This window comes from Pseudomonas sp. LBUM1678, from assembly GCF_059695575.1.
Genome location: NZ_CP166775.1, coordinates 5,285,358 through 5,311,724, shown reverse-complemented (window position 1 = coordinate 5,311,724; position 26,367 = coordinate 5,285,358). Strand labels below are relative to the sequence as shown.

14 protein-coding genes are annotated in these 26,367 nt (G+C 59.0%); 7 read left to right on the top strand and 7 right to left on the bottom strand.

All coding sequences use genetic code 11. The features are described 5' to 3' along the window. Window positions 1–135: 135 nt before the first annotated feature. The 5 genes from ACA070_RS24115 to ACA070_RS24095 all read right to left on the bottom strand — a co-directional run bounded on the left by ACA070_RS24115 (window position 136) and on the right by ACA070_RS24095 (window position 12,334). Window positions 136–1,470 (bottom strand): sigma-54-dependent transcriptional regulator, encoded by a 1,335-nt coding sequence (locus ACA070_RS24115; protein WP_497448614.1) that lies wholly within the window; start codon window positions 1,468–1,470, stop codon window positions 136–138. Further along, window positions 1,464–3,230, bottom strand: coding sequence for a sensor histidine kinase (locus tag ACA070_RS24110; RefSeq protein ID WP_497448613.1), 1,767 nt, complete (start codon window positions 3,228–3,230; stop codon window positions 1,464–1,466). The genes ACA070_RS24115 and ACA070_RS24110 overlap by 7 nt, the downstream gene beginning before the upstream one ends. A gap of 86 nt (window positions 3,231–3,316) precedes the next feature. Next, entirely contained in the window at window positions 3,317–6,064 is a 2,748-nt protein-coding gene (locus ACA070_RS24105) for an RHS repeat domain-containing protein (protein WP_497448612.1), read from the bottom strand. Beyond that, window positions 6,061–10,575, bottom strand: coding sequence for a SpvB/TcaC N-terminal domain-containing protein (locus ACA070_RS24100; RefSeq protein WP_497448611.1), 4,515 nt, complete (start codon window positions 10,573–10,575; stop codon window positions 6,061–6,063). Before ACA070_RS24100 ends, ACA070_RS24105 begins: the two co-directional genes overlap by 4 nt. A gap of 235 nt (window positions 10,576–10,810) precedes the next feature. Further along, complete coding sequence (locus ACA070_RS24095; RefSeq protein WP_131062231.1) at window positions 10,811–12,334, bottom strand: fumarate hydratase; 1,524 nt, start codon at window positions 12,332–12,334, stop codon at window positions 10,811–10,813. A gap of 493 nt (window positions 12,335–12,827) precedes the next feature. On the opposite strand from ACA070_RS24095, the gene ACA070_RS24090 reads away from it, so the two are divergent. The 3 genes from ACA070_RS24090 to ACA070_RS24080 all read left to right on the top strand — a co-directional run bounded on the left by ACA070_RS24090 (window position 12,828) and on the right by ACA070_RS24080 (window position 15,744). Continuing rightward, window positions 12,828–13,934 carry a GGDEF domain-containing protein gene (locus ACA070_RS24090; RefSeq protein WP_497448610.1) on the top strand — a complete coding sequence of 369 codons (1,107 nt, stop codon included), beginning with the start codon at window positions 12,828–12,830 and terminating at the stop codon, window positions 13,932–13,934. Continuing rightward, window positions 13,927–14,862: an iron-sulfur-binding ferredoxin reductase gene (locus ACA070_RS24085; RefSeq protein ID WP_497448609.1), complete on the top strand. Its 936-nt coding sequence runs from the start codon at window positions 13,927–13,929 to the stop codon at window positions 14,860–14,862. The genes ACA070_RS24090 and ACA070_RS24085 overlap by 8 nt, the downstream gene beginning before the upstream one ends. Window positions 14,863–14,994: 132 nt before the next feature. Beyond that, on the top strand, window positions 14,995–15,744 hold the full coding sequence (locus ACA070_RS24080) for an enoyl-CoA hydratase-related protein (protein WP_497448608.1): 750 nt from the start codon (window positions 14,995–14,997) through the stop codon (window positions 15,742–15,744). Window positions 15,745–16,159: 415 nt separating this feature from the next. Here the strand turns inward: ACA070_RS24080 and pyk are convergent, their stop codons facing one another. Further along, the gene (gene pyk, locus ACA070_RS24075) at window positions 16,160–17,611 is read right to left on the bottom strand and encodes a pyruvate kinase (RefSeq protein ID WP_131062235.1); all 1,452 of its coding nucleotides are present in this window, start codon (window positions 17,609–17,611) and stop codon (window positions 16,160–16,162) included. Window positions 17,612–17,768: 157 nt separating this feature from the next. Between pyk and ACA070_RS24070 the strand changes: the two genes are divergently transcribed. Both ACA070_RS24070 and ACA070_RS24065 read left to right on the top strand, forming a co-directional pair. Further along, window positions 17,769–18,152, top strand: a complete 384-nt coding sequence (locus ACA070_RS24070) for a tetratricopeptide repeat protein (RefSeq protein ID WP_462028430.1) — start codon at window positions 17,769–17,771, stop codon at window positions 18,150–18,152. 245 nt (window positions 18,153–18,397) lie between these two features. Further along, entirely contained in the window at window positions 18,398–18,757 is a 360-nt protein-coding gene (locus ACA070_RS24065; RefSeq protein WP_497448607.1) for a PilZ domain-containing protein, read from the top strand. A 147-nt stretch (window positions 18,758–18,904) separates the two neighbouring features. Here ACA070_RS24065 and ACA070_RS24060 read toward each other — a convergent pair whose 3' ends face one another. Continuing rightward, window positions 18,905–19,279: a DUF6124 family protein gene (locus ACA070_RS24060; protein ID WP_497448606.1), complete on the bottom strand. Its 375-nt coding sequence runs from the start codon at window positions 19,277–19,279 to the stop codon at window positions 18,905–18,907. 460 nt (window positions 19,280–19,739) lie between these two features. On the opposite strand from ACA070_RS24060, the gene ACA070_RS24055 reads away from it, so the two are divergent. Together ACA070_RS24055 and ACA070_RS24050 are read left to right on the top strand one after the other, a co-directional pair. After that, on the top strand, window positions 19,740–22,604 hold the full coding sequence (locus ACA070_RS24055) for an Ig-like domain-containing protein (RefSeq protein WP_497448605.1): 2,865 nt from the start codon (window positions 19,740–19,742) through the stop codon (window positions 22,602–22,604). 121 nt (window positions 22,605–22,725) lie between these two features. After that, on the top strand, window positions 22,726–26,352 hold the full coding sequence (locus tag ACA070_RS24050; RefSeq protein ID WP_497448604.1) for a Tc toxin subunit A: 3,627 nt from the start codon (window positions 22,726–22,728) through the stop codon (window positions 26,350–26,352). Window positions 26,353–26,367 lie beyond the last annotated feature (15 nt).

Genomic DNA, 26,367 nt, shown 5'->3' with positions numbered 1-26,367 from the left:
TGCTTATAGGTCATGAGGTGCTTTGTTTTTGCCGGCATCATCGCGAGCAGGCTCGCTCCCACAGGGGACTGGTGTACACCGTTCAAATGTGGGAGCGAGCCTGCTCGCGATGGGGCCAGTCCAGGCACTGAAAATTCAGCTGTCTTGCAGGAACATCTCCCGCGTCAGTCCATGCCGCTGCATCTTTTCATTGAAGGTCCGGCGCGGCAGTTGCAGTTCTTCAAGCACCGCTTTCACATCGCCCTTATGCCGGGTCAACGCCGCGCGCAGACAATGCGCTTCAAACGCTTCCTGCTGCGCTGCCAGCGACTGCCCGGGATCGATCCCGACCGGTTCCGGCTCACCCAGCCCCAGCACTTGCCGCTCGGCGACGTTCGCCAATTCGCGCACATTGCCCGGCCAGTCGTGACTCAGCAAATGGCTCAACTGCGGGCCGCTCAATGGAGGAAAAGTCCGCCCCAAGCGCTCGGCGGCATTCTGTGCAAACGATTCGAACAACAACGGAATGTCTTCACGCCGTTCGCGCAAGGGCGGCAGGCGCAATTCAGCCACGTTCAACCGATAAGCCAAATCCTCTCGAAACCGCCCGGCCCGTGCCTCATCCAGCAGATCAGGCTTGGTCGCGGCAATGATCCGCAAATCCACGCGGATGCTCTGATTGGAGCCCAATCGCTCAAGCTTCTGCTCCTGCAACACTCGCAGCAGTTTCACCTGCTGGGCCAGCGGCATGCTTTCGATTTCATCGAGGAACAGCGTGCCACCGTCCGCGTATTCAAGCTTGCCGATACGCTTGCCCGAAGCGCCGGTGAACGCGCCACTCTCGTGGCCAAACAACTCAGCCTCGAACAACTGCTCGGGAATCGCTGCGCAGTTCAACGCCACAAACGGCTTGTCGGCGCGCGGCCCGAAGTCGTGCAGGCAGCGGGCGACCAACTCTTTGCCGCTGCCGGTTTCACCCCGGATCAGCACATTGACCGGCAGTGCCGCCAGATCCAGCACCTGCCGACGCAACGTCTGCAAGCCACGGGACACGCCCAACAGCGTCGCGTCGAGTTTGGCGCGGTTGTCGGCTTGCTCGTGCAAGGCGCGGTTTTCCAGCACCAGCCGGCGCTTGTCCAAGGCCCTGCGCAAGCTACTCAGCAGAGTTTCCGGGCTGAAGGGTTTTTCGAGGAAGTCATAGGCGCCGTCGCGCATCGCTTCGACCGCCATCGGCACATCACCGTGGCCGGTCAGCAGAATCACCGGCAAGTCGGCATCGCGCCGCTGAACTTCGGCCAGCAGCTCAAGCCCGGTCATGCCGGGCATGCGCACATCGCTGAGGATCACGCCCGGGAAGTGACCGGGCAATTGCGCCAGGCACTCATCGGCGCGGCTGAACAGCTGCACCTCGAAACCCGACAGGCTCAGCCATTGTTCAACGGCGCTGCGAATGCTGCTTTCGTCGTCGACCACCATCACGGAATTCAGCATGGGCCGGGAGCCTCCAGGTCGATGGGCAAGGTCACGGTGAACACCGCGCCGTTGGCGTGATTGTCGGCGCTCAGGCGACCGCCCGATTCGTGAACGATGGCAAAGGATACGGCCAAGCCAAGGCCCAGGCCATCACCCACCGGTTTGGTGGTGAAGAACGGATCGAAGACGTTCGGCAGGTGCTCTTCGGCGATGCCGCCACCGTTGTCGGTGACGGTCAGGCGCCAGAGTTGTTCGTCGGCTTCGAGGCGGATTTCCAGGCGTTTGCAGGGTTTGTCCTGCATTGCATCCAGCGCATTGCGCAGCAGATTGATCAACACCTGTTCCAGCCGAATCGCATCGCCGCGCACCCACGCCGGACGCGTCAGGTGCAGCACGGTGCTGACCTGCTCATCACGCAGGCGCGCGTCGAGCAATTGCAGCGATTGGTCGACAACTGCCGCCAGGTCCAGGCGTTCGCGCAAACCGCTGGGGCTTTTGCGAGCGAAGGTTTTCAGGTGGCCGGTGAGGGCGGCCATACGCGTGAGCATGTCGTCCACCGGTTTCAACGCCTTGTAGGCGTCGTCGACCCGGCCGTGATCGAGCAGCAGCCTCAGCGTAGCCAGCTGCATGCGCTGGGCGGTCAGCGGCTGATTGATTTCATGGGCGAGGGCTGCCGACATTTGGCCGAGGGCCGCGAGCTTGGCCGATTGCACCAGACCGTCCTGAGCGGTGCGCAGGTCGCGGGTGCGTTCTTCCACCAGTTGTTCGAGTTCTTCTCGGCTGCGCTGGCGCATTTTCGCCAGGCGCCAGCGTTGATTGAGGAACAGCAACAGAAACACCAGCGCCAGCCACAGCCCGGCAGCGGCGAGTGCGGCGTTGCGGCTGTCTTCGAAGGCGACTTGCGGGCGGCGCAGCAGGTGCAAGGTCCAGCCTTCCGTGGACAGTGGCAGGGATTCCCACAGGTAATTCGCCGTGCCGTCAGGACCGACAACGCGCGCCAGATCGCTGTTGTCGTCAAAGCGCTGCAGCGATTGATAGTCCAGCGGCGTCAGCGGTTGTTTGTCGTATTGGCGGGTGACCTTGAGCTCGGCATGATCGCTGTCGTTCAAGGGTTTCAACAGGCGATAGCGCCAGCCCGGCTGGTTGGCGATGAAGATGATCCCGCGTGCATCGCTGACCAGCAGCGTGTCGCTGCCCTGGCGCCATTCGCGTTCCAGTTCCGGAAATTCGAGCTTGACCACCATCGCGCCGAGAAATTCGCCGCTGTCGCTGGTCACCGCGCTGGACAGGAAATACCCCGGAATGCCGCTGGTGACGCCCACCGCATAAAAACGCCCTGTGCCCTGGGTGCGGGTCTGGCTGAAGTAAGGGCGAAAACCGTAGTTGTGGCCGACGTAACTGCTGGGCAAGCGCCAATTGCTGGCGGCCACGGCCAGGCCTGTGCGGTCGAGCAGCTCCAGGGTCGAGGACTGCGCCGCGCCGTTGATTTTTTCCAGTTTGCGGTTCAATGCGTCCTGTTGCTCAGCGGTTACCGGGCCATCGAGCGCGGCGCGCAACTCCGGGTCCAGCGCCAGCACGGCGGGGAGGGCGCGGTAGCGATCAATCAGGGTGTGCAGGGAATTGGCGTAGAGCGCCAATTGCTGATTGGCACGCGCTGCGTCCTCGACCAGCGCCTGGCGTTCGGCGTGACGCAGGGCAACACCGGCCGCCAATACGGCACCGGCGACGATCAGCAAGGTGTACAGCGTCAGGCGTAATGTGCGCGAACGAGCAAGCATGGTGTCTGAAACAATCAGCAATAGGGGCGCGCACCATACCATGACGTCGCCCCGAGGATTCAGGGGCGCCGCCGCGGTGCAGGCCGTCAGGCGGCTCTTTTTTCGATGAGGTATTGAGAGACTCTTCCGACCAGGTTTCTGGCTTGCTTGATTCCGCTTCGTGCGACTTTGAATTCCTGCTCAAGCTTCGACTTATCAAGGGCACCCGAACTCATCGGCATGTTGAGGGCACCGATCAGCCGGTCATCGCTGACGGCAGCGCCTGCCAGTGTTTCAAAGGCTTCGTTGACTTGCGCTTCTACATCATTGAGATAGGTGTCCAGCGCATTGAGATTGGCCGTTATCTTGTCGAGATCGCCTTGGCCAAGGGAATCATTGAGCGCTTCGGTCAGGTGGGCAGCCTGACGCGCAATGGCCAGGGTTTGTTTGAGGTAAGGCACTTTGAGGTGTTTACCGATGACTCGGGCCGTCGTTTCAATGGCCGTTTTGGTCAGGCCTGCAGAATTTTCCGGGCTGAAGCTTTGCGCCACAGCGCTGACACTGAACGGCTCGGCGCGGGATTTGCTTTTGATGTTACTGACCGAGAAACCTGACGGATCCGGTGTGATGGCATAGCCCAGTCCCGTTTCTTCGCCGAGTTTGTCCATGACTTTGGCCGCCGCTTCAGCGGCAAAAATGCCTCCGACAGCCGCGCCTACCGGCACTGCAACGGGTGCTGCCGGTCCCGTCAGGCTGCCGACCCCCGATCCCACTGCCGCACCAGCCGCTCCCGCATGAAAAGTGACGGCAAACGACGCCACGCTATACAACAGTTTTTTGCCCGCCGTTTTGTAAATGTCGCGGGTTCGAGTGAGATTGTAGAGTTGATAATTGAGCTTCTTCATTTCGCTGTTGACGGTGGATAGCGTATTCGACGTGTCGATGACTTGCTGTTGTGCAGCCTCCTCCTTGTGCGTGCCACCGTTATCCAGGAAGCGCATCGGGTTGTTCCCCACAAACGCATACAGATTCAGCCCGTCCACTTCCCCCGCCGGATCGGCGCTCACCCAACACTGCAACCACGGCGCGTAATAACGCGCGCCGTAGTAGTAAAGCCCGCATTCATCCATTTCCTTGCCTGAATAACGGACGGTTTTGTAGCCGACCTCCAATAAGGAAAGCGCCGTCAGCCAGGCGCTGCCGCCGAACGGGTAATAACCTTCGTGGCTGATCAGTCGGGCGTTCTGGTCAAGCTCCATGAGGCAGGAACCCAGTTCGTCATCCAGGTTGTAGCGCAGCTGATCCTGTTCTATACCGTCGGGTTTTTTGTCGACCCAATGCAGGCAACGCACGCTGCCACGGCCCCCCGGCAAGGTGATGACGTGCAGTTCTTCGCCGTTGTCGCGGGTGCGGATTTCCAGCCCCGTCAAGTAGATCACTTGATGAAAATGGGTGAGGGTTGCAGCTTGCCATTCATGGCGCTTGAACACCCGTACGCCCTGACTGTAGCGAAAGACCTCTTCATCGTTGGGGCCGTTGTCCCGTTCAACCAGCGTCGCGCTGGCCAGTTGATCACGGCTATTCCAGTGCAGGGGGCGTCCCGGGGCCGAGGCCTTGAGGCCGCCATTGCGGGTAAACAAGGTGTCGAACACCGGGTCGGGTTCACCTTCTTCCCAGCGCACCCCGCGGTTGCTGGTCGGGTCGATGAACTTTTCGTGGGTGTAACCGCCCACCGCACGCTCATGGATCAACTTGATCAGGTTGCCGCCCGCGTCGTAATCGTATGTCTGCTTGTAGTTGAGTTGGTTGTTGGGATCACTCGGCGATGGGCGACCGGGCAGGTCCGAGCTCGGGGCGGCGTCATGGCCGGTGGCGCGGGTCAGCCGGTACAGCGTGTCGTAGGTGAATGCGCGGTGGCCATCGATGAGCTGATTGGCGAAATACACCAGTTGAAACGTGAGGTCGTCGATGCGCATGACGTTACCGACCAAGTCATACCAGTACTGAAAATGCTGGAGCAGGGGCTGTCCGGGTACTCCGGCCTTCAACGTGGCGAGACGGCCATCGGCGTCATCGTAAGTCCAGGTGCTGACCACCTTGTTGCCAGCGCGTTGCTCGATGATCTGGCCGGCGGCGTTGTAGCAGGCATCTTCAAGCACGAGCAGCCAGGCCTCGGTGGGAGCGAGCCGCAGCTGGACCTGTTGGAGCTGCCCGGCGCGGTCGTAAAACATCCGTTGCTGATGATCACCGGCATCGGTCTGTGTCAGCAACGCGCCGAGCGGGCTGTAGGTGCGGCTGCCGGGGAAAGTGCCGGCATCGGTGATCGTTCGGCTGTCGCACAGCGGTTGGCCGTGCAGACTGAAGCTTCTGAACTCGACCGTACCCGAGGGATCGACCTGCGCGACCATCTGACCGCGCAGGTTGAACGCTGGATCGGTCGTGGCGTTGGCATAGCTAAAGGTTTCGACATTCGGTTGGTCGTTTTCATCGACAGCAATTACGCGCAACTGATCATCGTAAACCGTGCGCCAATGGTTGCCCTGTTCGTCCCAGCGCTGGAGGATTTCACCGGCCAGCCCTGGCAGGCTTATCCGCCTCCCGGCGTCGACGCTGTCAACTTTTACCGGTTGCCCGGAAAGACCATAGACCGTGGCCAGGTTGGGCCTGAGAGCATCAATCAGCCGCGGATCCCGTTGCGCCACCATCTTTCCGAGAACGTTATAGACGTTCCGGGTAGTGAGGGTTTGCAAGGCGCCACCGGCGACACTGCGCAAGTAATCGATCTGGCGCACCGGCAGGCCGCGCGGGTCACTGGACGTCACCGATGGCGTGTTCCAATGGACAGAGGCCGTCATGCTGTGTCGGCCTCGTTTGCTTGCGAAGCCGGCTCACGATAGGTGTCATTAAAGTCCAGACGGGTCGTGTACCAGGGCTGAATGATTGTGTACGCGACGTCACCTTTGGCGTTGATGATCTTGATCAGGCGCCCCAGCACATCGTAGAAACTTTTATCGTGATGGCCGAATACCTTGAAGCAAGCGTCATTGATGTAGCCATAAGCATTGGCGAAATAGGCGCGATAGGTGCGTACGGGTAATCCCTTGTTGTTGTATTCCACGCGTTCGCTGATGCGCCAGCGCTGCTCGGCGTGCGCCACCTTTGGCTCACCGTTTTCAATCACCAGTTCGCCGTTTTCCACGACATAGGCATCACCCGGCTCAACTCTTTGCTGGGTTTGCAGGGTGCGGCCGAAGCCATCGACGATTGTCAGTCTGATGTGGATCTGGATGGGTCCGTCTACATCGTAGTAGTAACGATCAGCGCTAAGGACGACGCTGTGCACTGGAATGCGCGCGACGATGAGCAGCAGGTCCCGCAATGCCTGCTCGGCTGGCGTTCGGGATTTGAGCCTGGCCAGGCGCAGGCGGGCACTGGCCCGTATATGAAGGCTCGGTAACACATAACCCTGTGCAATCCAGTCGGTCAGCCAGTCGGTTGTTTGCCTGACGGACTCGGGGAGCCGGCCCATCCAGCTGAACAGGTCCTTGCGAAAGGTGCTGGCGGCATTTTGCAACGCATCTTCGGGGGATTCAATTGCGGTGCCTGGGCTATCGTCTTCAGGGCGTATGTAGTCGGCGATGGGCTTGAAGCCGGCGTCAATGCCGTCTTCTTTGCCAAAAAAGGTGACGGTGTGCGGGCCGGACGGGTCGTAAAGGGCTTCTTCAACGTTTTCGTTGATATCGATGAGCTGCAGCGGTTGCAACGAGCAATAGTCAAACCTGGCGCTCGTGATGCAGCCATCCGGCCGCTCCACTCTGATGGTCATCAGACTGTATTCGTCGTATTGCGCCTTGGTAATACCGTGACTGCACGTCTCGTTGTATTGCGTCACTTTGTAGAAGTGATCGAGGCCGGCGTATGTGGCAAACGTGTATAGGACGGACCAAAGGTTTCTCTCTTTGTCCTCTTCCTCGTCGGCCTCTTTGTCCGTGCCCAGAAACAGATTCATGCACAGATAACCAATCTTCGTCAGTTCTTCGCGGATATTGATCGGCGGCGTCACGTTACCGTAGACGTCCAGCGCTTCCTTGTTCAGTTGAGCGATTTCCATCGGCCCCAACAAGGCCTCGAACCAGGCGGTGCCACTCGGTAATGGTTCGTTGTCCGTAGTGACGTAGTGTTGCACCGATTGCGATGTCAATTCCCGCTGATCCACCCATTCGGGTGATTTGAACAGCGCGAGACACTGTTCATACGAAACCCCTTTGGGTTCAAGGCCTCCAGCGGCCGGCTTCTTGGGCAATACCAACGCATTGCCGCGTTGCCGCCAGGGCAGGCCGAGTCTCCAGCCTTGCAGGTTGACCAAGTGAATAAACTCGGCGCGGGTTTCGCTCAAATAATAAGACTGCTGAGCCGGATCATGGGCATCAATCCACCATTTGCATTCATCGTCATCGGTAGAAGGTGGCTCGTCTGCCTCGGTCCTGCGCCGGGCATAGCTGACCGTGATGCTGTGGGTCGTCAGCCCATAGGCGTCCCGGTTCAAGTTGATGACATGTCGGCACAGCGGATCGTTGATGAAACCATCATAGTGATAGCTGATTTCTTCCAATAGTGACGTCAACAACACCGCGTCGGGATAGTGCTCGCCACGCTCACGCACTTCACGGACGATGTATCGGTACACGACAACCAGGAAAGGAAGCGCCCGGGCCTGGTCATTCGCTGCATAGGATTCCATTCTGAGCACCGAGCCTGCGAGGGCACGGGCGATCTCGTGTTCGGTAGCATCATCGTCGGGCGTAATGATTTCTTCGCATTCGTCGTCCGGGTGATATCGACAAAACAGCGCTTTGCCCAGCGGCTCTGCCTCATTATCGAGATCGAAGTAACCTGCGCAAGGCATATCGATTTGCCAGCCGGTATGAAACCAGGTGCACACCAATACCGGGGCGGTGAAGCTTTCGTCTTCGCCCGAGCCGGTTTCACTGTCGGTCTGGTGCAGTCGGCCAAAGCCACGCAGTTCCCTATCCCGATGGTCGTACCAGGCTTCGAAATAACTGAAAAACTGATTCAGGCAATTGCCGGTGATTTCATCCCGCTGGGTTTGTTGACTGACGACTTGCATGGCGAAAGGCAGATAGCAGACGGGGAGGCGATTGAGCTCGAGAATTAGAGCCTTTTCGTCCAGCCAGTACTGCGCAGAACTCCGGTGCACCACCTCAGTGCTGCACCCCATGTTGTTATTGCTGGCGATCATCAGGTACGGCTTGGCGCTGACAAAATCATAGCGCCAGTGCCGGGGCTTCATGTGCGGAACGGTCAGGATCAGGCTGGCACAGCCGAGCCCTTGCAGGTCGGCGAAGGTGACTTGACACAGGTTGTCGTAGCACACGCCTTCGGGCCAGAGGACGGTAATGGGCGTTGGTTCAAAACCATGGCCGCCGTGGTTGAAGTAAATGTCAAAACTATATGAATTCAGATAGATGAGCGCAGGGGCACCGGACCCGTTCAGATCCGCGATCCGTACCCGTGCAGCGTCGAATTTTTCGTACTCGAAAATCGGGCATCTGATGACAAAACCCTTGCCGAATTGTCCGTGGCCCAGGTTTGGCCAGCATTTGATTTCGTTGTGACGAATGCGGCACAACTCGGTCATGTCGCTGCCCAGCAGATTGCCCAACAACACCAGTTCGCTGCGTGAGTTGCTGAACAATGGCAAAGGGTCGTCTGTCTTATGCGCGACATCCTCGCCTTTGGCAAAGCCGTCTGCACGCTGATTGGCGTAAAGGCGCACGGCGTTGGGACCGATCAGCGCCAGCGAGTTGAGCCCGTCGCCCGTCAAATCGCCCAGCTGGGAAAGGGTGTTGAAAAACTCTACCGGGAAGGCCGAAAAGGGTATGAAGCTTGACCAGGTCCGATCCGGGTTCAGCGTATAAAAACCACACATTCCGGGTTGGGCGATGATCCAGTCCAGACGCCCATCGCCGGTCATGTCCATGAGCGCTTGATGCGCGGTTTTATCGCGGTCGGCCACCGGGATTTTTGTCAGCGCTGTCCACGGTCCGTAGTGGATGTCGTCGGGGCCTGTGGTGGCACGCAAGGGCTCGCGGTAGTACCAGCATTGGTCGTAGCGACACAGAAAGCCCGGCAGGCCTTCACCGAACAGGTCGACGCATTGGTAGAGTCCGCCGTCTTCGATACCCGGCATGTTCTCGAACGGGAAGAAGGCACTTGGCTCCGTATTGAGTTCGAAAGCCGAATAATCGAACTCCACCGGTGGCATGTTTTCCACGGTGCCGCTGGCGTCATACGCTTGATAATGCGCGGCCGCGATCAAACTGAAGGACCAAGGGGCTGTGTTGGGCGCGTACTCCAGCAGCAAACGGCGGACCAGCACCGGCTCGGCACCCAATACCGCAAACCGGTGAAACATCAGTACCTGCTGGCAGAGGCGGCGGGTGCCCACTTCGAAGCCCTGTCGATAGGACGAAAAGGGGTCGTTACGAATCAGCCAGGGTCTGGGTGTCGTGGTGTCATAAACAGGTTTTTCAGTCAGGTCCCGGGTGCGTTCGCCGTAGTCGAACACCAGGTGGAAGTGCCATTCAGGTGTTGGCGTTGTCGACGTCGCCCAGCCATACAATTGGTCATACGCCGCAACGTTGCCATACAGCACACGATGCACGTAGCGTTGGGCCCGATAGTCATGCGAGGCAGGTTCTTCGCCTGGATCGTCGTCTTTCAGGTACTCGTAGCAGATATGCTCGCCCAAGGCAGTTATGCTCTCCTGCAACAGCCAGGCAGCAATCCGTTGCGGATCGAGCGGGTCAGCCTTGCGCGCGTTCTCTGTTTTGCCGAACAGGTGCAGGCTGCCATCGGCCCCGTGCACCAGCCAGAAACCCATGGGGTTCGAATCGGAATACCAGAATTCAATTAAATCGAACGTGCTTTCGACCCGTGGCCAATACCGCACCACGTTGTGCGTGCCGATAGCCAAACCACGGTATTCAGAGACCTCGGTTTTCTTGATTTCACCGTTGGCGTTCCGCTCAGCCATCAGCTCCTCACCCGTGGGGCCAATGAACACATCATCCTTGTTATAACGCGGCACACCTTTGCTGGTCTGGCGGGTGATGGCGCTGAGGGTCAACTGCCAACCGATGCCGAACGCTCCGTTGCCCGAGTGGCTGCTGTAACTCAATAAGAAGTCGGGGATCAAGCCGCGTCCGGGGGACAGTGGCAGCAACAGGTTGAAGGAAGCGCCTCCCGTCCAGCCGACCTTGCCCCATTCTTTGCCGATGGTGGTGACTGAAGCACTCTTGGTGATCGAGGGTTCAATAATACTCAGGGACGCTTGGTCTTCCATGGGGCTGATCCTGTTTTGGCCTGGCGCTCGCCCGCGGCAACGGTGTCGCTTGATGAGTCAGACGCTAACAAGATGGGAGCCATACGTAACCTGTCAGATCTGACAGGTCAGAAGTGTTTTTCTAGAACAATTGGCTGTAAACGCAGAGTTTTTAATGCCATTAGCATTTATCCAGACAAAAAAACGGCCGGGTCGTCCATTCAGACGAGCCGGCCGTTTTGGCGAGTTGAAACGCTTACTGCACTTCGACCGCCAGGCTTTCACTGATCTTTTGCTGCCAGATGGCAGGACCGGTGATGTGAACCGACTCGCCCTTGCTGTCGACCGCAACGGTCACCGGCATGTCTTTCACGTCGAACTCGTAGATCGCTTCCATCCCCAGTTCGGCGAAAGCAACAACGCGGGATTTCTTGATGGCTTGCGCCACCAGGTAGGCCGCGCCGCCCACTGCCATCAGGTAAACGGCTTTGTGGTCCTTGATCGCTTCGATTGCGGTCGGGCCGCGCTCGGATTTGCCGATCATGCCCAGCAGGCCGGTTTGTTCGAGGATCTGACGGGTGAACTTGTCCATTCGCGTGGCGGTGGTCGGGCCAGCCGGGCCAACCACTTCTTCGCGCACCGGATCAACCGGGCCGACGTAGTAGATGAAACGACCCTTGAGGTCCACCGGCAGGGTTTCACCCTTGTTCAGCATCTCGACCATGCGCTTGTGCGCAGCATCGCGACCGGTGAGCATCTTGCCGTTGAGCAGGACGGTTTCGCCCGGCTTCCAGCTCTGCACGTCTTCCGGGGTCAGGGTGTCGAGGTTGACGCGACGAGCCGACGGGCCGGCTTCCCAGACGATTTCCGGGTAAGCATCCAGCGGTGGCGCTTCCAGCGAGGCCGGGCCGGAGCCGTCGAGCACGAAGTGCGCGTGACGGGTGGCGGCGCAGTTCGGGATCATGCACACCGGCAACGAAGCGGCGTGGGTCGGGTAATCCATGATCTTCACGTCGAGCACGGTGGTCAGACCGCCCAGGCCCTGGGCACCGATGCCCAGTTGGTTGACCTTCTCGAACAGCTCCAGGCGCATCTCTTCGATACGGTTGGACGGGCCGCGCTTTTTCAGCTCGTGAATGTCGATGGATTCCATCAACACTTCCTTGGCCATCACCGCAGCTTTCTCGGCGGTGCCGCCGATGCCGATGCCGAGCATGCCCGGTGGGCACCAGCCGGCGCCCATGGTCGGAACGGTCTTCAGAACCCAGTCGACGATCGAGTCGGACGGGTTGAGCATGGCCATTTTCGACTTGTTCTCGGAACCGCCGCCCTTGGCCGCCACGTCCACTTCCACGGTGTTACCCGGAACGATGGAGTAGTGGATAACGGCCGGGGTGTTGTCCTTGGTGTTTTTACGAGCGCCCGCCGGGTCGGCGAGGATCGATGCACGCAGGACGTTTTCCGGCAGGTTGTAAGCCCGGCGTACGCCTTCGTTGATCATGTCGTCCAGGCCCATGGTGGCGCCATCCCAACGTACGTCCATGCCCACGCGCACGAACACGGTAACGATGCCGGTGTCCTGGCAAATCGGGCGGTGGCCGGTGGCACACATGCGCGAGTTGATCAGGATCTGCGCCATCGAATCGCGGGCTGCCGGCGACTCTTCGCGCAGGTAGGCCTCGTGCATCGCCTGGATGAAGTCAACGGGGTGGTAATAGGAAATGAACTGCAGGGCGTCGGCAACGCTCTGAATCAGGTCGTCTTGCTTGATCACGGTCATGAGTCGCGCTCCTCTAAAAGACGGGAACATTCAATAAGGTGCTTGCAGCTTGGGTGCATCGGTCGGTTGCAAGCACCTTTCAAGGCACGCCGGGGCTGCTGGCGCGACGCTAAAAAGGCGCGGCAGTATAACGCGCCTCGGTGGCGGGCACACCCGCCGGCAGTCAATCGTTGGTCGCATAACACCGCGATCCCTGTAGCAGCTGGCGAAGCCTGCGTTCGGCGGCGAAGCCGTCGTGAAATCGGGCACCTCGTTGTATCAGGCAGACCATAAACACAGGTTTTACGACTGCTTCGCAGCCGGACGCAGGCTTCGCCAGCTGCTACAGGGACCGTGGCAAGGACCAGAATCCAGGCGAAAACGGGACATGCTTTTGACGCCAGTTTTCTGCCCCGAAAATTGAATGGTCATTTATCAGACACCCCACTAAAGTGGCATTCGGTCTGTAGAGTAGGACACTCGATCAGCCTCCTTTCGCACGGTGAGTCAACGATTGACCCATAACGCCATCCAACGGCTTTTGCTCAAACGCTTTGCCCTCGCAGCCGGCACCTACGCCCTGGCTTTGTTATTGCTGTGGCTGGCGTTTTTCACCGGGCATTACGATGAACCGCTGGCCAGCGTGGCCATCGGCAGTGCGCTGGTGGTGATCACTCAGGCAGCGTTGTTCACGATGTTTTACAGCGGCTGCAACCTGCGGTTTTCCGACCCGAGCCTGACCGAAGCGCAAGTGTTGATGGGCCTGGGCTGGCAGACGTGGCTGATTGCCAATCTGGATGAGGCACGCGGCGCGTTCCTGGTGTTCTACCTGCTGATCATGTTGTTCGGGCTGTTCCATCTTTCCCGTCGTGCGTTTGTGCGCTGTGCGCTCCTGGTGTTTTTCAGTTTCAGCTCTATCACGCTGTGGGAGGGCTACCACTTCCAGTTGCACGACCCGGCGCTCGCCGCGTTGCAAGTTTGCGTGCTGTTCATCGTGCTGATCTGGCTGGAGCTTTATGCCCGTTACGTCCAGGCCTCGCGTCAGCGCATGCGCCAACGCCGGTTCGCCTTGCAGGCGCATCAGGACACCCTGCGCGGGATGATGCGCCAGCTCGAAGATCTGGTCGCCACCGACGAACTTACCGGGCTGTTCAACCGCCGGCATTTCCTGCGCCTGGCATCCCGCGAGTTGAACGCGATGGAGGCGGGCGTGGTACATGGCCTGGCGTTGATCGACCTCGACCACTTCAAACGCATCAACGACGTTCACGGCCACGCCGCCGGCGATCAAGTGCTGCAAGCCTTTGCCGGCGTGGCCACCGCGTGCCTGCGCGAGGGTGATGTGCTGGCCCGTTATGGCGGTGAAGAGTTCGTGGTGCTGTTGCCTGACTGCAACGCCGAACGCCTCACGTCCTGCTGCGAGCGGCTGCGCATCGCCTTCACCGATGTCGAGTTGATCGGCCTCAATGTCGCCCACCTCAGTTTGTCGGCCGGCATGACCTTGCTGGAGCTGGGCGATGATCTCGACGACGCCTTGCAGCGCGCCGATCAGGCGCTTTATCGCGCCAAGCGTGACGGTCGCAACCGTTGCGCGGCGGCGTGGGAGAACGTCGATGCCTGAGTTGCGGGTCGGCGAGCGCCACTGGTCGGTGGCGCCGGGCAGCAACCTGCTCGATGCCCTGAATCAAAACGGCGTGGCCGTGCCCTACAGTTGCCGCGCCGGCAGTTGCCATGCGTGCCTGGTGCAATGTGTCCAAGGTTTGCCCAGCGACAGCCGTCCCGATGCCTTGAGCTTTGAACAGCGTCAGCAAGGTTGGCGCCTGGCGTGCCAGTGTCAGGTGGTCGAGGACTTGCAAGTGCATACCTTCGACCCACAAGGCGACGGCCGCCCGGCACAGGTCACTGCGGTCGATTGGCTGAGCGCCAGCGTGTTGCGTCTGCGCCTGATACCGGAACGACCGTTACGCTACAGCGCCGGGCAACATCTGGTGTTGTGGGCGGGGAACGTGGCACGGCCTTACTCCTTGGCCAGTCTGCCGGAAGAAGACCGCTTTCTGGAATTCCACCTCGACTGCCGCCAGCCGGGGGAATTCAGCGACGCGGCCCGTCAGTTGAAAATCGGCGACCCGATCCGCCTCGGCGAACTGCGCGGCGGGGCGTTGCAATACGACCCGGACTGGAACACCCGGCCACTGTGGCTGATGGCTGCCGGCACAGGGTTGGGGCCGTTGTTCGGAGTGTTGCGCGAAGCGTTGCGTCAGGATCACCAAGGCGCCATCCGCGTCATTCACCTGGCCCATGATGCCAGCGAGCATTACCTGGCCAAACCCCTGCAAGCCATGGCCGACGGTCGTGAAAACCTCAGTCTCGAATGCTGGACCCCGGCCGAGTTGCCGCAGGCGTTGGCGCAACTGCGGCTTGTTTCCCGACAAACCCTGGCCTTAGTCTGCGGAGCCCCCGACAGCGTCGACGCCTTCGCCCGGCGTTTGTACCTGGCCGGATTGCCGCGCAACCAACTGCTGGCGGATGTCTTTGTTCCCCGTGGTTGAGCGCTGATTTTTGTGGCGAGGGAGCTCGCTCCCGCTTGAGTGCGCAGCGCTCACAAACTTTTGGGGCCGCTGCGCAGCCCAGCGGGAGCAAGCTCCCTCGCCACAGTTGTTACTCTCAGATCAGGACTCGCCATGACCGATGCCATCCAGCTTGAACGCGAACGCGGCCTGCTGACCCTGCGCCTGAACCGCCCCGGCAAGAAAAACGCCCTGACACGCGCCATGTACAGCCGTTTGGCCGAGGCGCTGATACAGGCCGACACGGACCCCGAAATCAACGCCGTGCTGATCACCGGCAGCACCGAGTGCTTCACCGCCGGCAACGACATCGCCGACTTCATCCAGCAACCGCCGGGCAACCTCGACAGCCCGGTGTTCCACTTCATGCTCAACTTGCTGGAATGCCGCAAACCGGTGATCGCGGCTGTGGCGGGTGCGGCGGTGGGGATTGGCACGACGATGTTGCTGCATTGCGATCTGGTGTATGTCAGCCGGGATGCGCGGTTGCGGATGCCGTTCGTGAACCTTGGGTTGTGCCCTGAGTTTGGTTCCAGCCTGATCCTGCCGCGACTGCTCGGGCATGCCAAAGCGGCGGAATTACTGCTGCTTGGCGAGAGCTTCAGCGGAGAACAGGCCGCCGCTTGGGGCATTGCGACCGAAGCGTTGGGCAACGGCGAAGCCGCGTTGGCCAAGGCGCGGGAAATGGCGTTGCGGTTCGAATCATTGCCGCCGGAAGCGGTGCGCATCAGCAAGCAATTGATGAAAGCCCCGGACCGGGAACAGCTGCGCAAAGTGATCGAAGAAGAGGGCGCATTGTTCACCCAGCGGCTGCGTTCGCCTGAGGCGATGGCGGCGTTGTCAGCCTTTATCAAACGACATTGACGATGCGGTGACCGGGCTGACGCCTTCGCGGGCAAGCCTCGCTCCTACAGTAATGCTGTTCACTTAAGCGCGGGTACCCACATTTGTGGCGAGGGGATTTATCCCCGTTGGGTCGCGAAGCGGCCCCCAGCGTCCGTTCAGACAGACTAAGTTGCCTGCTCTACGACTGCTTCGCAGCCGAACGGGGCGGTGCGACGTTTCGCTAAATCCCCTCGCCACAGGTGCTTGCTCGTCTGGAAGTTCTCTTAAGTGAACAGCATTACGCTCCTACAGGGTTTTGTGAGCGCCGAAGATCCACTGTAGGAGCGAGGCTTGCCCGCGAAGAGGCCCGCGCCGACAGCACATCTTCCGGATCAAAAACCAAAAAGCCCCGCCATTCACATGGCGGGGCTTCTGTTTTTCAGCAGCCGGACACTCAGACCATCGGGTCGCCAACGTGCAGGATTTTCATCCCGTTGGTGCCGCCGATGGTGTGGTAGCTGTCGCCCTTGGTGAGGATGACCCAGTCGCCTTTCTCCACGACGCCGCGCTTGAGCAACTCGTCAATCGCAGCCTGGCTGACTTGCTCAGGCGGCAGCGATGCCGGGTCGAACGGTACGGTGTAGACGCCACGGAACATGGCCGCGCGGGCCTGGGTTTCGCGGTGTGGGGAGAACGCGTAGATCGGCACCGAAGAACGGATGCGCGACATGATCAACGGCGTGTAGCCACTTTCGGTCAAGGCGATGATCGCTTTCACGCCCGGGAAGTGGTTGGCGGTGTACATGGCGGCCAGGGCGATGCTCTGGTCGCAGCTTTCGAACACCTTGCCGATGCGGTGGCTGGAGGTCTTGCTGGTCGGGTGCTTTTCGGCGCCGACGCAGATGCGCGCCATCGCTTGCACGGCTTCCAGCGGATACAGGCCGGCAGCACTTTCCGCCGAGAGCATCACGGCGTCGGTGTAGTCGAGCACGGCGTTGGCCACGTCGGACACTTCGGCACGGGTCGGCATCGGGTTCTGGATCATCGACTCCATCATCTGGGTCGCGACGATCACAGCCTTGTTGTGGCGGCGTGCGTGCAGAATGATTTTCTTCTGAATGCCCACCAGCTCGGCGTCGCCGATTTCCACACCGAGGTCACCACGAGCCACCATGACGGCGTCGGAGGCTTTGATCAGTGCATCGAGGGTGTCGTCGTCGGCCACGGCTTCGGCGCGTTCGATCTTCGCCACCAGCCAGGCAGTACCGCCGGCCTCGTCGCGCAGTTGACGGGCGTATTCCATGTCGGCGGCGTCACGCGGGAAGGACACGGCGAGGTAGTCGACCTGCATTTCGGCAGCGAGCTTGATGTCGGCCTTGTCTTTCTCGGTCAGGGCCGGCGCCGTCAGGCCACCGCCGCGACGGTTGATGCCTTTATGGTCGGACAGCGGGCCGCCGATCAGCACGGTGCAGTTCAGTTCGGTGGCGGTGGCGGTATCAACGCGCATCACCACACGACCGTCGTCGAGCAGCAGCTCGTCGCCGACGCCGCAGTCTTTGACCAGGTCCGGGTAGTCGATGCCGACCACTTGCTGGTTGCCTTCGGTCAGAGGATGGCTGGTGGAGAAGGTGAATTGATCACCGATCTTCAGCTCGATCTTCTTGTTGGCGAATTTGGCGATACGGATTTTCGGGCCTTGCAGGTCACCCAGCAGGGCAACGAAACGGCCGTGCTTGGCGGCGAGGTCACGCACCAGCTTCGCGCGAGCCTTGTGCTCGTCGGGGGTGCCGTGGGAGAAGTTCAGGCGGGCGACGTCCAGGCCAGCCAGAATCAGCTGTTCGAGAACTTCCGGCGAGTTACTGGCCGGGCCAAGGGTAGCGACGATTTTGGTACGACGGACGGACATGCAAAGACTCCTGAGTTCAAGCGCTGAGTGAGGCTACTATGCTCTCCCGTTGTAGTCATTGTTCATGTGCACTACTTATTCGTTTATATCTTTAACCGAACATTCCTGAAGATTTCTGCTCACGGGTCGATACAGAGCTCAAGACAGGAGAACCCCCATGCGATTCGTGCCCATTGCCGCACTTGCCCTCAGCGTCCTCAGCGTCACGGGCTGCACCCGTTGGTCGATGAACCATCATTTGAATAACGCCTACAGCGCGTACGATCGTGGCAATTGCGAGCAAGTGATGCTCGAACTGTCGAAAGTCGAACGCTCCAGCCGTGCGCGGCCTTATGTGTGGCCGGAAGTGTCGATGATGCGCGGCCAATGCCTGGAACGGCAGAAGCTGTTCATTGATGCGGCGCAGACGTACCAGTACATCATCGCGTCCTACCCGCAAAGCGAATACGCCTACCGCGCCCGCGCCCGTCTGGAAACCTTGCAGAGCCTGGGCCATTACCCGATGCGCAGTGCGGCGGCCGTGCGCCCGACGCGCTTCTGATTGCAGCTGTCATGCAACGGCTGGCCGCCCGGCGGTGGTGAGCTATAGTCCAGAAGATCGGTTTTAGAGCCTTGCCTCTAAACCGAGGTCATACCTGTGATCGGCAGAAGTAAGCGTCAGCGGTTTCATGGACTGACGCACCGGGATCGGGGAGAGCGCGCCAGGCTTTTTCAACAAGAGCAAAACAGGCACGTTCCGAAGCATTAGTGCGGCCCTGCTTAAGGGCCTTGCTGGGCCAATTGCGCATGTTTACTGACCGCCGGATCGAGCGGCATCAACTGCCGTATTTTTTGAAAGTGTTCAACAGCGTCACCGACAAACCCATCGGCTTTTTGGGCAATGTGTCCGCCGACGGGCTGATGCTCATCAGCCAGTTACCCATGATGGTGGGCGTCGACTTTGACCTGCGTGTGAAAATCCCCACCAGCGACGGTTGTCAGCAGGTCATTGACCTGACGGCGTGTTGCCTGTGGTGCCACGAAGACCAGACCCCCCACCATTACGACGCCGGGTTCAGCCTGCAACGGGCGCCGCCGGAGTATGAGCAATTGGTGGAGGCGTTGACGCAGTACTTCAGTTTTCAGCCGTTGCCTGCGTCGGCGTGAGGTGAATCGTCAAAAGCATCGCGAGCAGGCTCACTCCCACATGGGTATCGGGTGTTCACAAATGTTGTGGTCACCGAAAGTCCCCTGTGGGAGCGAGCCTGCTCGCGATGGCGTCAGCTCAGACAACAATGAAATAAAGGCTGAACGCTACGTCACCTTGATCGCCTTCTCGTTATCCAGCGACCGCTCCACCAGCATCAACCCCAACTCACTTATCCGGTAAATCGCCATCGCCAGATGCCGCGGCTTGTCGTCCAGGCTGTCCGCCAGGTCGAGCAGCAAAGTGCTGACCGTAGAAAAGGTTTCGTAGGTCTCGATGTTCAACGCTTCGGGATTGGCATCGGCGACAACGGTGAACATTTTCATGGCGCGGTCCTGGGAAGAGCGAAGGGATTCGACGTCGGGTTTGAGGTAATGGTCCAGCGCCTTGTCGGCGGCGGCGTGGAGCTTTCTTGAATCGAGGGTGGCGTAGGGGGAAACCGGGTCGGTTTCTGGGGGTGGATTTGGTGTTGGTTTGAACATGATCGATCTCCGTAATAGGGCCACCACCGTCTCGCGACTAAACGGAGGGTGGCGGCTGGACGCAGGTTAGTCGACCGGCGGAGATACGAATTCCGGCGCGCCCGAGGGCGCCCTGCGAACAGCCACCATCAAGTGCGGGGATAGGGAATACCCGACTGGATGACGCTTGTGCACATGTATCGAACCGCCGGGCGACTAAACCCGATCGCTGATTGGCAGCGACGCGGATCAAGTTACGGGGCAAGGCCAAGGTGCACAAGCCGGCGGATTCTGGCGGATGTGTAGTCCGTTGCGCAAGGCGCTGTAGTCACTTGGCGAACGCCTGATAAATCGAGGCGAAGCGCGTTTCCACGGTTGTACCGTTCGTCGGAACTGTCAGATTTTACAGGTAGGCAGCGCGCCGGTTTGCGACGTAGAAAGGTGCCTTGGAATATCCACTGGTTGGCGTCGGGAGAGGGTTATGTCGGACGATGATGATCATGTCACCGCATCAGGAAGCAATGAAGCGTTCGTGGAGGGCGATCGGCTGCAACAGTTTTCAAGCGAAACAAATACCCTAAGACCACCCCCACAGCCCGTTATCGAAACATATGATGAGAGAAACTCTGTTGTAGGTGGAACCATCGTTCATGGGGACTACGATTGGATTAAAATTTTGCAGCATCCCGATACGACAGTGGAGTTGGCCAGTTCTTCTTTTTATTCGCCTGGGCAATGGTATTTAAATCTGGATCCTAATCTCAAGTCTGATAATTATAGAATCATCGCTCGAGTATTCGGCCCAGGTGGGTTTAAATATTCTTTACCTAAAGATATAACTATTGTCGGAGCACCGAACATTGAGACACCCGTCGAGGGTGCAGTGGTGGAAGGCAGCCAATTGGTAGAAATCAGTGGTGATAATGTAGTGCCTGGTCATCCAGCCCGTATTACTGAAGGCCCAGTTAATATAGGGACAGAAATTGGTGTATCTGGACCTGCCGATACCAATGGGGCTTGGACAATAAAGTTGGATCTATCTGCGTACGATAAAGCATTCAGTTTCAGGGTGTGGGACGCTACCCGTAACCGCGTGTCAAATTCTTCGTTTCGCAAAATCCATCTGCAGACTATTCCCGTTATCGACGTGCCAGATTCCGGTGCGGTCACTGATCCGCGAGGAGAGATATCCGGACACGGTGGTATACCAGGGGGCTTTGTTGAGGTGCTCAGAGATCTTGATCATCTATTTAAGGTCGGCCAGGGGGCGGTGGGGGCGGATGGCAAGTGGAAGATTGATCAGTACGACAACGATATACCCGCGGGCATATTTACTGCTGTTCCGCGCCTCACTTATTCAGGTAATAAAACTATTGGTGGCCCGCGCACTTTTAAAGTCCTTCCTCCCGCATTAACCGAAGTTATCGTCACCTATCCTACCGAAACCACGGTGAAGTTTTCCGGCCACGGCCATGCCGGTGCTACGGTCGATATCAGGATTGTCAGTGGCCCGGGTGGAGCTGCGCCACCCTCTGTGTTGGTGAAAGCCAATGGCGAATGGGATACGACGGCAGAGAACTGGACTCCGGGCCTGTACACACTGACGGCAATTCAGAAAGTTCCCGACAATGCCAATGGCTGGATCGAATCGCAGCCATTCCAGTTCACCGTCAACCGGCAACTGGAAGATCCGACCGATGTGCAGTACACGAAGGATTACCAGCCTGTTTTTTCAGGCGATGGTCGAACCGGCGCTACGGTAACGATTGCCAATCCAGGCAACACCTCCACGGCCGCCCCCGATGCGACTGTTATCAATGGCAAGTGGTCGAGCAAGTCTTCAGAAGTGTGGGGCCCGACACTCGATCGAAAAGTTTATATCAGGCAATTCCTGAATGGTCAGTGGTCGCCGAGCTGGGTCGAGTTGAATGTCTGTATCCCGCCGTTGGCACCGGTTATCAGCAAGGTGGACGTGAATGGCTTCTTCGTCGTCATTTCGGGAACCTGCTGGCTGAATGCTGACGTTGAGCTCACCTTCAGTGACAGCGATGGGACATTTGTTGCCGATGTGACCCGTACAGACTGGAGCTTCCAGCGCGCGGAACCCTTCGAACCGGACATCCGCCATATCGTCGCCGTGACCCAGACCGCCGCCGGGCAAACCTCACTGGCCGCATCCGAAACCTTCCAGATCGATTCGCTCATCCCCAAGCCGGTCATCACGCAACCCGCCCCCAACGCAGAGGTTGGTCGCGACATAACTGTCCAGGGGAATAACGGCCTGGCAGGGGCCACGATGCAACTGCGCGATGTCCGATTCGGTGGGGTGCTGGGTGAACCCAAATTGCTGACGGACGATGACGAATGGTCGATCGACCTCTCACTCGATATTTTTGAGTACACCATCGAAGCTCAACAAACGCTCAACGAACGGGAATCGCTGCCCAGTGATCCGTGCACGTTCGAAGTCGTGGTGATGCCACCGTTCATCACAAATCCGAAAGAGAACGATGATCTGCCGCGAACCTCGACACTGGAGGGCTGGGCCATGCCGGGCGGGCGAGTCGTAGTGTTGCTGGAGGGCGAAGCCGAGCCTTTACTCACGAACGTTGCGGTGGACAACAACGGCCGCTGGAAAGCCGAGGTGACCTTGCCGGTGGGGGCTAAAACCATCTGGGCCAAGCAAACCTTTGAAGAGCAGACGTCAAAAGACAGCCAGCCATTGAGCTACCAGGTGGTGCCGGCAAAGCCAAGTATCGAAACCCCAACGGCGGACGACCACGTCGGTCGTCAGGTGGTGGTGTCAGGCTTCGGCGAGCCGGGGGACAGGGTGGCTGTGATACTGATCAACGGGGGGCGTACGGTGTTGGGGCAGGGTCCGGTACTGGAAGATCGCACGTGGTCGGTGACGGTGGCATTCGATCAGCCCGGTGGCGGTTACGGTCTGGTGGCCGTGGCCTCGTGCGACGGCTTCGATTCCGCCGATTCCCTCGAACGATCGGTGGTGCTGGGTACGTACGTGCCCACTATCGAGTCGCCTGCAGCGGGACGACGGGTCAGTCACCCGGTCGAGTTCAAAGGCCTGGGGGCGGTGGGTGTCGGGGAAGTTGTGAGCTGGTTTAACCCCGACGTGAAATGGGCCGTGAATATTTCCGTCTCCGGGGAATGGCACGGTGTGGCCTCGCAACCGCTGCCCCTTGGCGGCCAGTGGTGCTGGTTCTGGCAAACCCTCACAAACGGCGAGGAGGGCGAGACGGTTTCCGACTGGGTCGAGAGCAAGCGCTTCGAAGTCGTGCCTGCCCCGTCAACGGAACCCAGATACCAAACATCCGACGAGCGGTCATAAAACCTGTCAGTTCTGACAGTAGACGATGGCTGTGTCCTGGCGCCAAATCTCTTTCACCGAACGCATAGCCTGAGGTTTGTCAGGCTGTCGCGGGTTGCTACCGACTCAAGGAATCTGAACCATGGCTGACGTGTCCATCCGCCCCGCCTCGCAACTGTTAGAAGATATGACTCATCCGGAAACGCGCGAAACCAATTCCGGGTTGCGAGCCTACCTCGAGAAGGGCGGATCAATCTTCTCTCTGGTGGAAAAAGGCCATGAGCAGGTGGCCCGCGATTTTGGGGTCAACCCGCAGGACGCAAAGCAGCTTCTGCGAGGGCTCAACAGCATGGTCATCCATGTGCGCCGCCAGTTTATCGAACACTCGCTGACGGGTGGTGAAAAGGCTGTGGCAAGGCCATCGAGCGGGTTGTTGTCGTTTGTCACGGGGCCAAATTATGAGCAGTTGTTCGGTACCCCGTTTGACACGCTGTGTCCACCGGATGCGCTGGAGTCGATCGCGTCGCCAGTGGCTTACCTGATCGAACTGCTGCGATGGATCAGAGACCGTATCGAAGCGTATGGCGTGGCTGAGGAAAAATTCCCCCTGCACGATCGCCGCACAGACCTGAAAAAACTCTCTGTGGACTTCAACGCGGTGCACAAGTCGGTATCCGCAGTCGACATTATCGTTTCGGTGTTGGAAGACTTCATCACCAGTCATGAGCCGGATGCGAAGCTTGAAGAGGCGTTGATTGAGGCGCGCTACCCGAACGGACTGCCGTATTACCAGCATTGGGTCACCATGGATGCCATTGCGCTGGACCTTGGTCTGTCGGTGGGTAATTTTGCGCACGTGATTGACTTTCACTTCCCTTATTTTCTGCTACCGGGGGCTTGGGGAGCCGATGCCGGACGCGCGATGGCCCATGCCTCGCGGATGGGGCCTTATCAGCGCAAGCTGCTGACGGAGCCTCCCGCAGTGTTTGATGGGAGAGAAGCTTTTTTCGCTCGAAACTTCGGTACAGACGATTTGTACAAGTATCAAAACCTGGATCAAGTAAATTTCTTCGGTGAACGGTCAAAACTCGATACTCGCGGAATCGAGACATTGCTATCAGTCGGCAATTTCGAGCCGGTGCGCTCAGCCAATGTGACGTACGAACCGGTTACGCCGGCAGGCCCGGAAAGCGAGCTTTTCGGTTCGACTTACGTCAATGCACGTACAGCACCCCCTATCAAGATTACGAGTGGCGGAGAGGGGCCGTCTTTCCTGCATCGATTGTCAGCGAAACCCGATATCGCCGAGGATTTTGCCCGATTTGACCGATTGAACCGCAAGGTGCGTCTGGACATTTTGCTGGACATGCCAAGCAACGAGGTTGATGCCTTGCTGGCCGCCGCCATCCGGGCTGACGTGCGCGGCGGCGCGACCGCAGGCAAGTGGTGGATAACGGACAACGTGGTGCATGCACTGGGCCTTTTTCAGTTATTTCGCGAACGCTACGGCTGTACTGCGCAAGACTTCGCGGTGTTTATCGATGCGCTGTCGATTTACGGTCGCGGGGACGCGCTCTCGCAATTCGATCAGGTGTTCAATAGCCAAGGCAATTATCGTCAGCCCTTGAAGCTCGATAACCTGGAGTTCGCGACGCTGCCCGCAGAAGGGGCGACCGACTTGACGGTCAACCAACTGTGCAGCGGGCTGGATATTGATTTGCAGACCTACGCTTACCTTGCCCTGGTAATTGCTCAGGCGCACAACCTCACCGACAAAACAAAACTTAAAAGAAGCGCGGCGATCATTTCAAGTTTCTACCGACTGGTGACGCTGGCGCGAATGTTGGACATCACACCGGTAGAAGGCGTGTTGATGCTGACGTTGCTGGGTGGAGAAAGCTGGGTCAAGGGGCTGGCTGGGCTCCCGCAAATCAACAACGGCTCAGAAAGCGCACCGGATGTGTTGAACCTGATCTACGCCATGCATTCCTGTGTGGGCTGGTGCAAGGATCGTGATATCCCGGTGCTGTGGATGCTGCAGCAAGTGTCTGAACCGCGACCCAGTGCCTCCTCGGAACTTGAACTGCAACTGTTCACGCAGGTTGGCAACCTGCTGCCGGCCGCGTTGTTGACCAACGCCGGGCTGTTAATGGCCGGGGTGCCGGCGCTGCCGGCTGCTGATTGGCTCGATCTGCTGCGGGGCGTGGCTGATGCTGATGGTCTGGTGCTGGCACCGCGCACGATTGAATCTGCATACCCGGCCTATGCTCGCGCAGAAATTGAAAAGGCGGTCAAGGACGGCTTGGGCGACATTGAGGCCACGTTGCGCGCGGCCATTGTCGAACAAATGTTCGGTGTGCTCGTGCAGGCCCGGGACGCTCAGGCGTCGGTGGTCAAGGAATGCCTGGCGGTGTATGCCGGTGTTGATGCAGAGCAAGCCATTCAGGTGCTCGACTGGGCCAATGCAACGATTTATCAGCTACTGCGTCTGGTGGTCGAACGGATCGGCACGGGGTCTGAAGAACCTGTGCGTGTGCGCAATGAACAGCCTGATCCCCTGCTCACGTTGCTGGCCGATGTGCGCCGTCGCAGTGCGGTGGTGACCAGACTGAATCTGAGTGCCGTCCTGCTGCGCGAATACCTGGATTACGGTTATCGCTCCTGGATAGGGCAGGACGACAAACATGCGTTCTCGGTGGGAACGCTCTACTACCTCACCGCGCTCACCCGGGCGTTCGAACTGAGCGAACAACCGGCGCAGAAACTGTTCGACTATCTACGTCAGGTCAACGAACTGCCGAACATAAACGGTGATGCGTTGGCCCTGGCCCAGCAGGCCTCGTCCATCATACTGGCCGAGTTTTTTGGCTGGAGCGTCCAGGAAGTGCGCGAGTGTGTCGCTCGTATAGATCCGGCCCTCAAGGTTCTGAAAAACCTGAAACAGCTGGACATGTTGATGCGCATCCTTGTGCTGTCGAAGCACAGCGGTATGAAAGCCCTGACGATTTTCCAGATCGGCAAGTTGCCTGAGACCGTTGATACGCCCGCTGCCAAGCAAGAGTATGCCACTGCCGCCGAGAACGCCCTGTTGAGCCTGTCCGAATCGCCCGAGCCTTCTGTTCAAACCGCAAGCGATCTCAAGCAACTCGTCGACCTGCAATGCACAGTGGTCGGCGGCAACTCTGTGGTGGCTAATAAACCTGGCGAGAAAATCTCTTTCAAGGTGACCCTCAAGGATGCAGCGGGTGCTCCATTGAAGGGGGTCAATGTTTACTGGCACGCCACCCTGGGCAACATTGGCACACTAGCGACCGGGACGGATGGAACGCTCGTAGCGGTGTTTATCCCGGGCAGCATGATGGGCACGGAAACGCCGCTGTTCTGGCTGGATCTGTTTGACGCGCAACCTGCCCCTGTCATTGAGGTCATAGCCGACCCCTTGAGCCTGCAATTTCCGCGACCACTCATGTCCCCGATACCGTTGGGCCCCGTGGCAGTTGGTGACGAAGTCGAACTCTACGCCAAGCTGATGGACAGGTATGGAAATCTTGGAGAAAGCCAACTCGTGCAGTGGTTCTCTGAAACCGAAGGGAAGGAGGATATATCCGTCATTATTCGGCCCCGCCAGGGCTTTACCGACAAGAACGGGCTCACGCGAGTGTTTGTCTCCTGCAGCGGCGGAACAGTCAATTTCAGCGTCCGGGCCGAGAGCAACGTTGAGGCCGTTTACGGTCCCATCACTTTCGAGGGTGATAGGAGCCCTGGATGAAGGTATCGCTGGCTG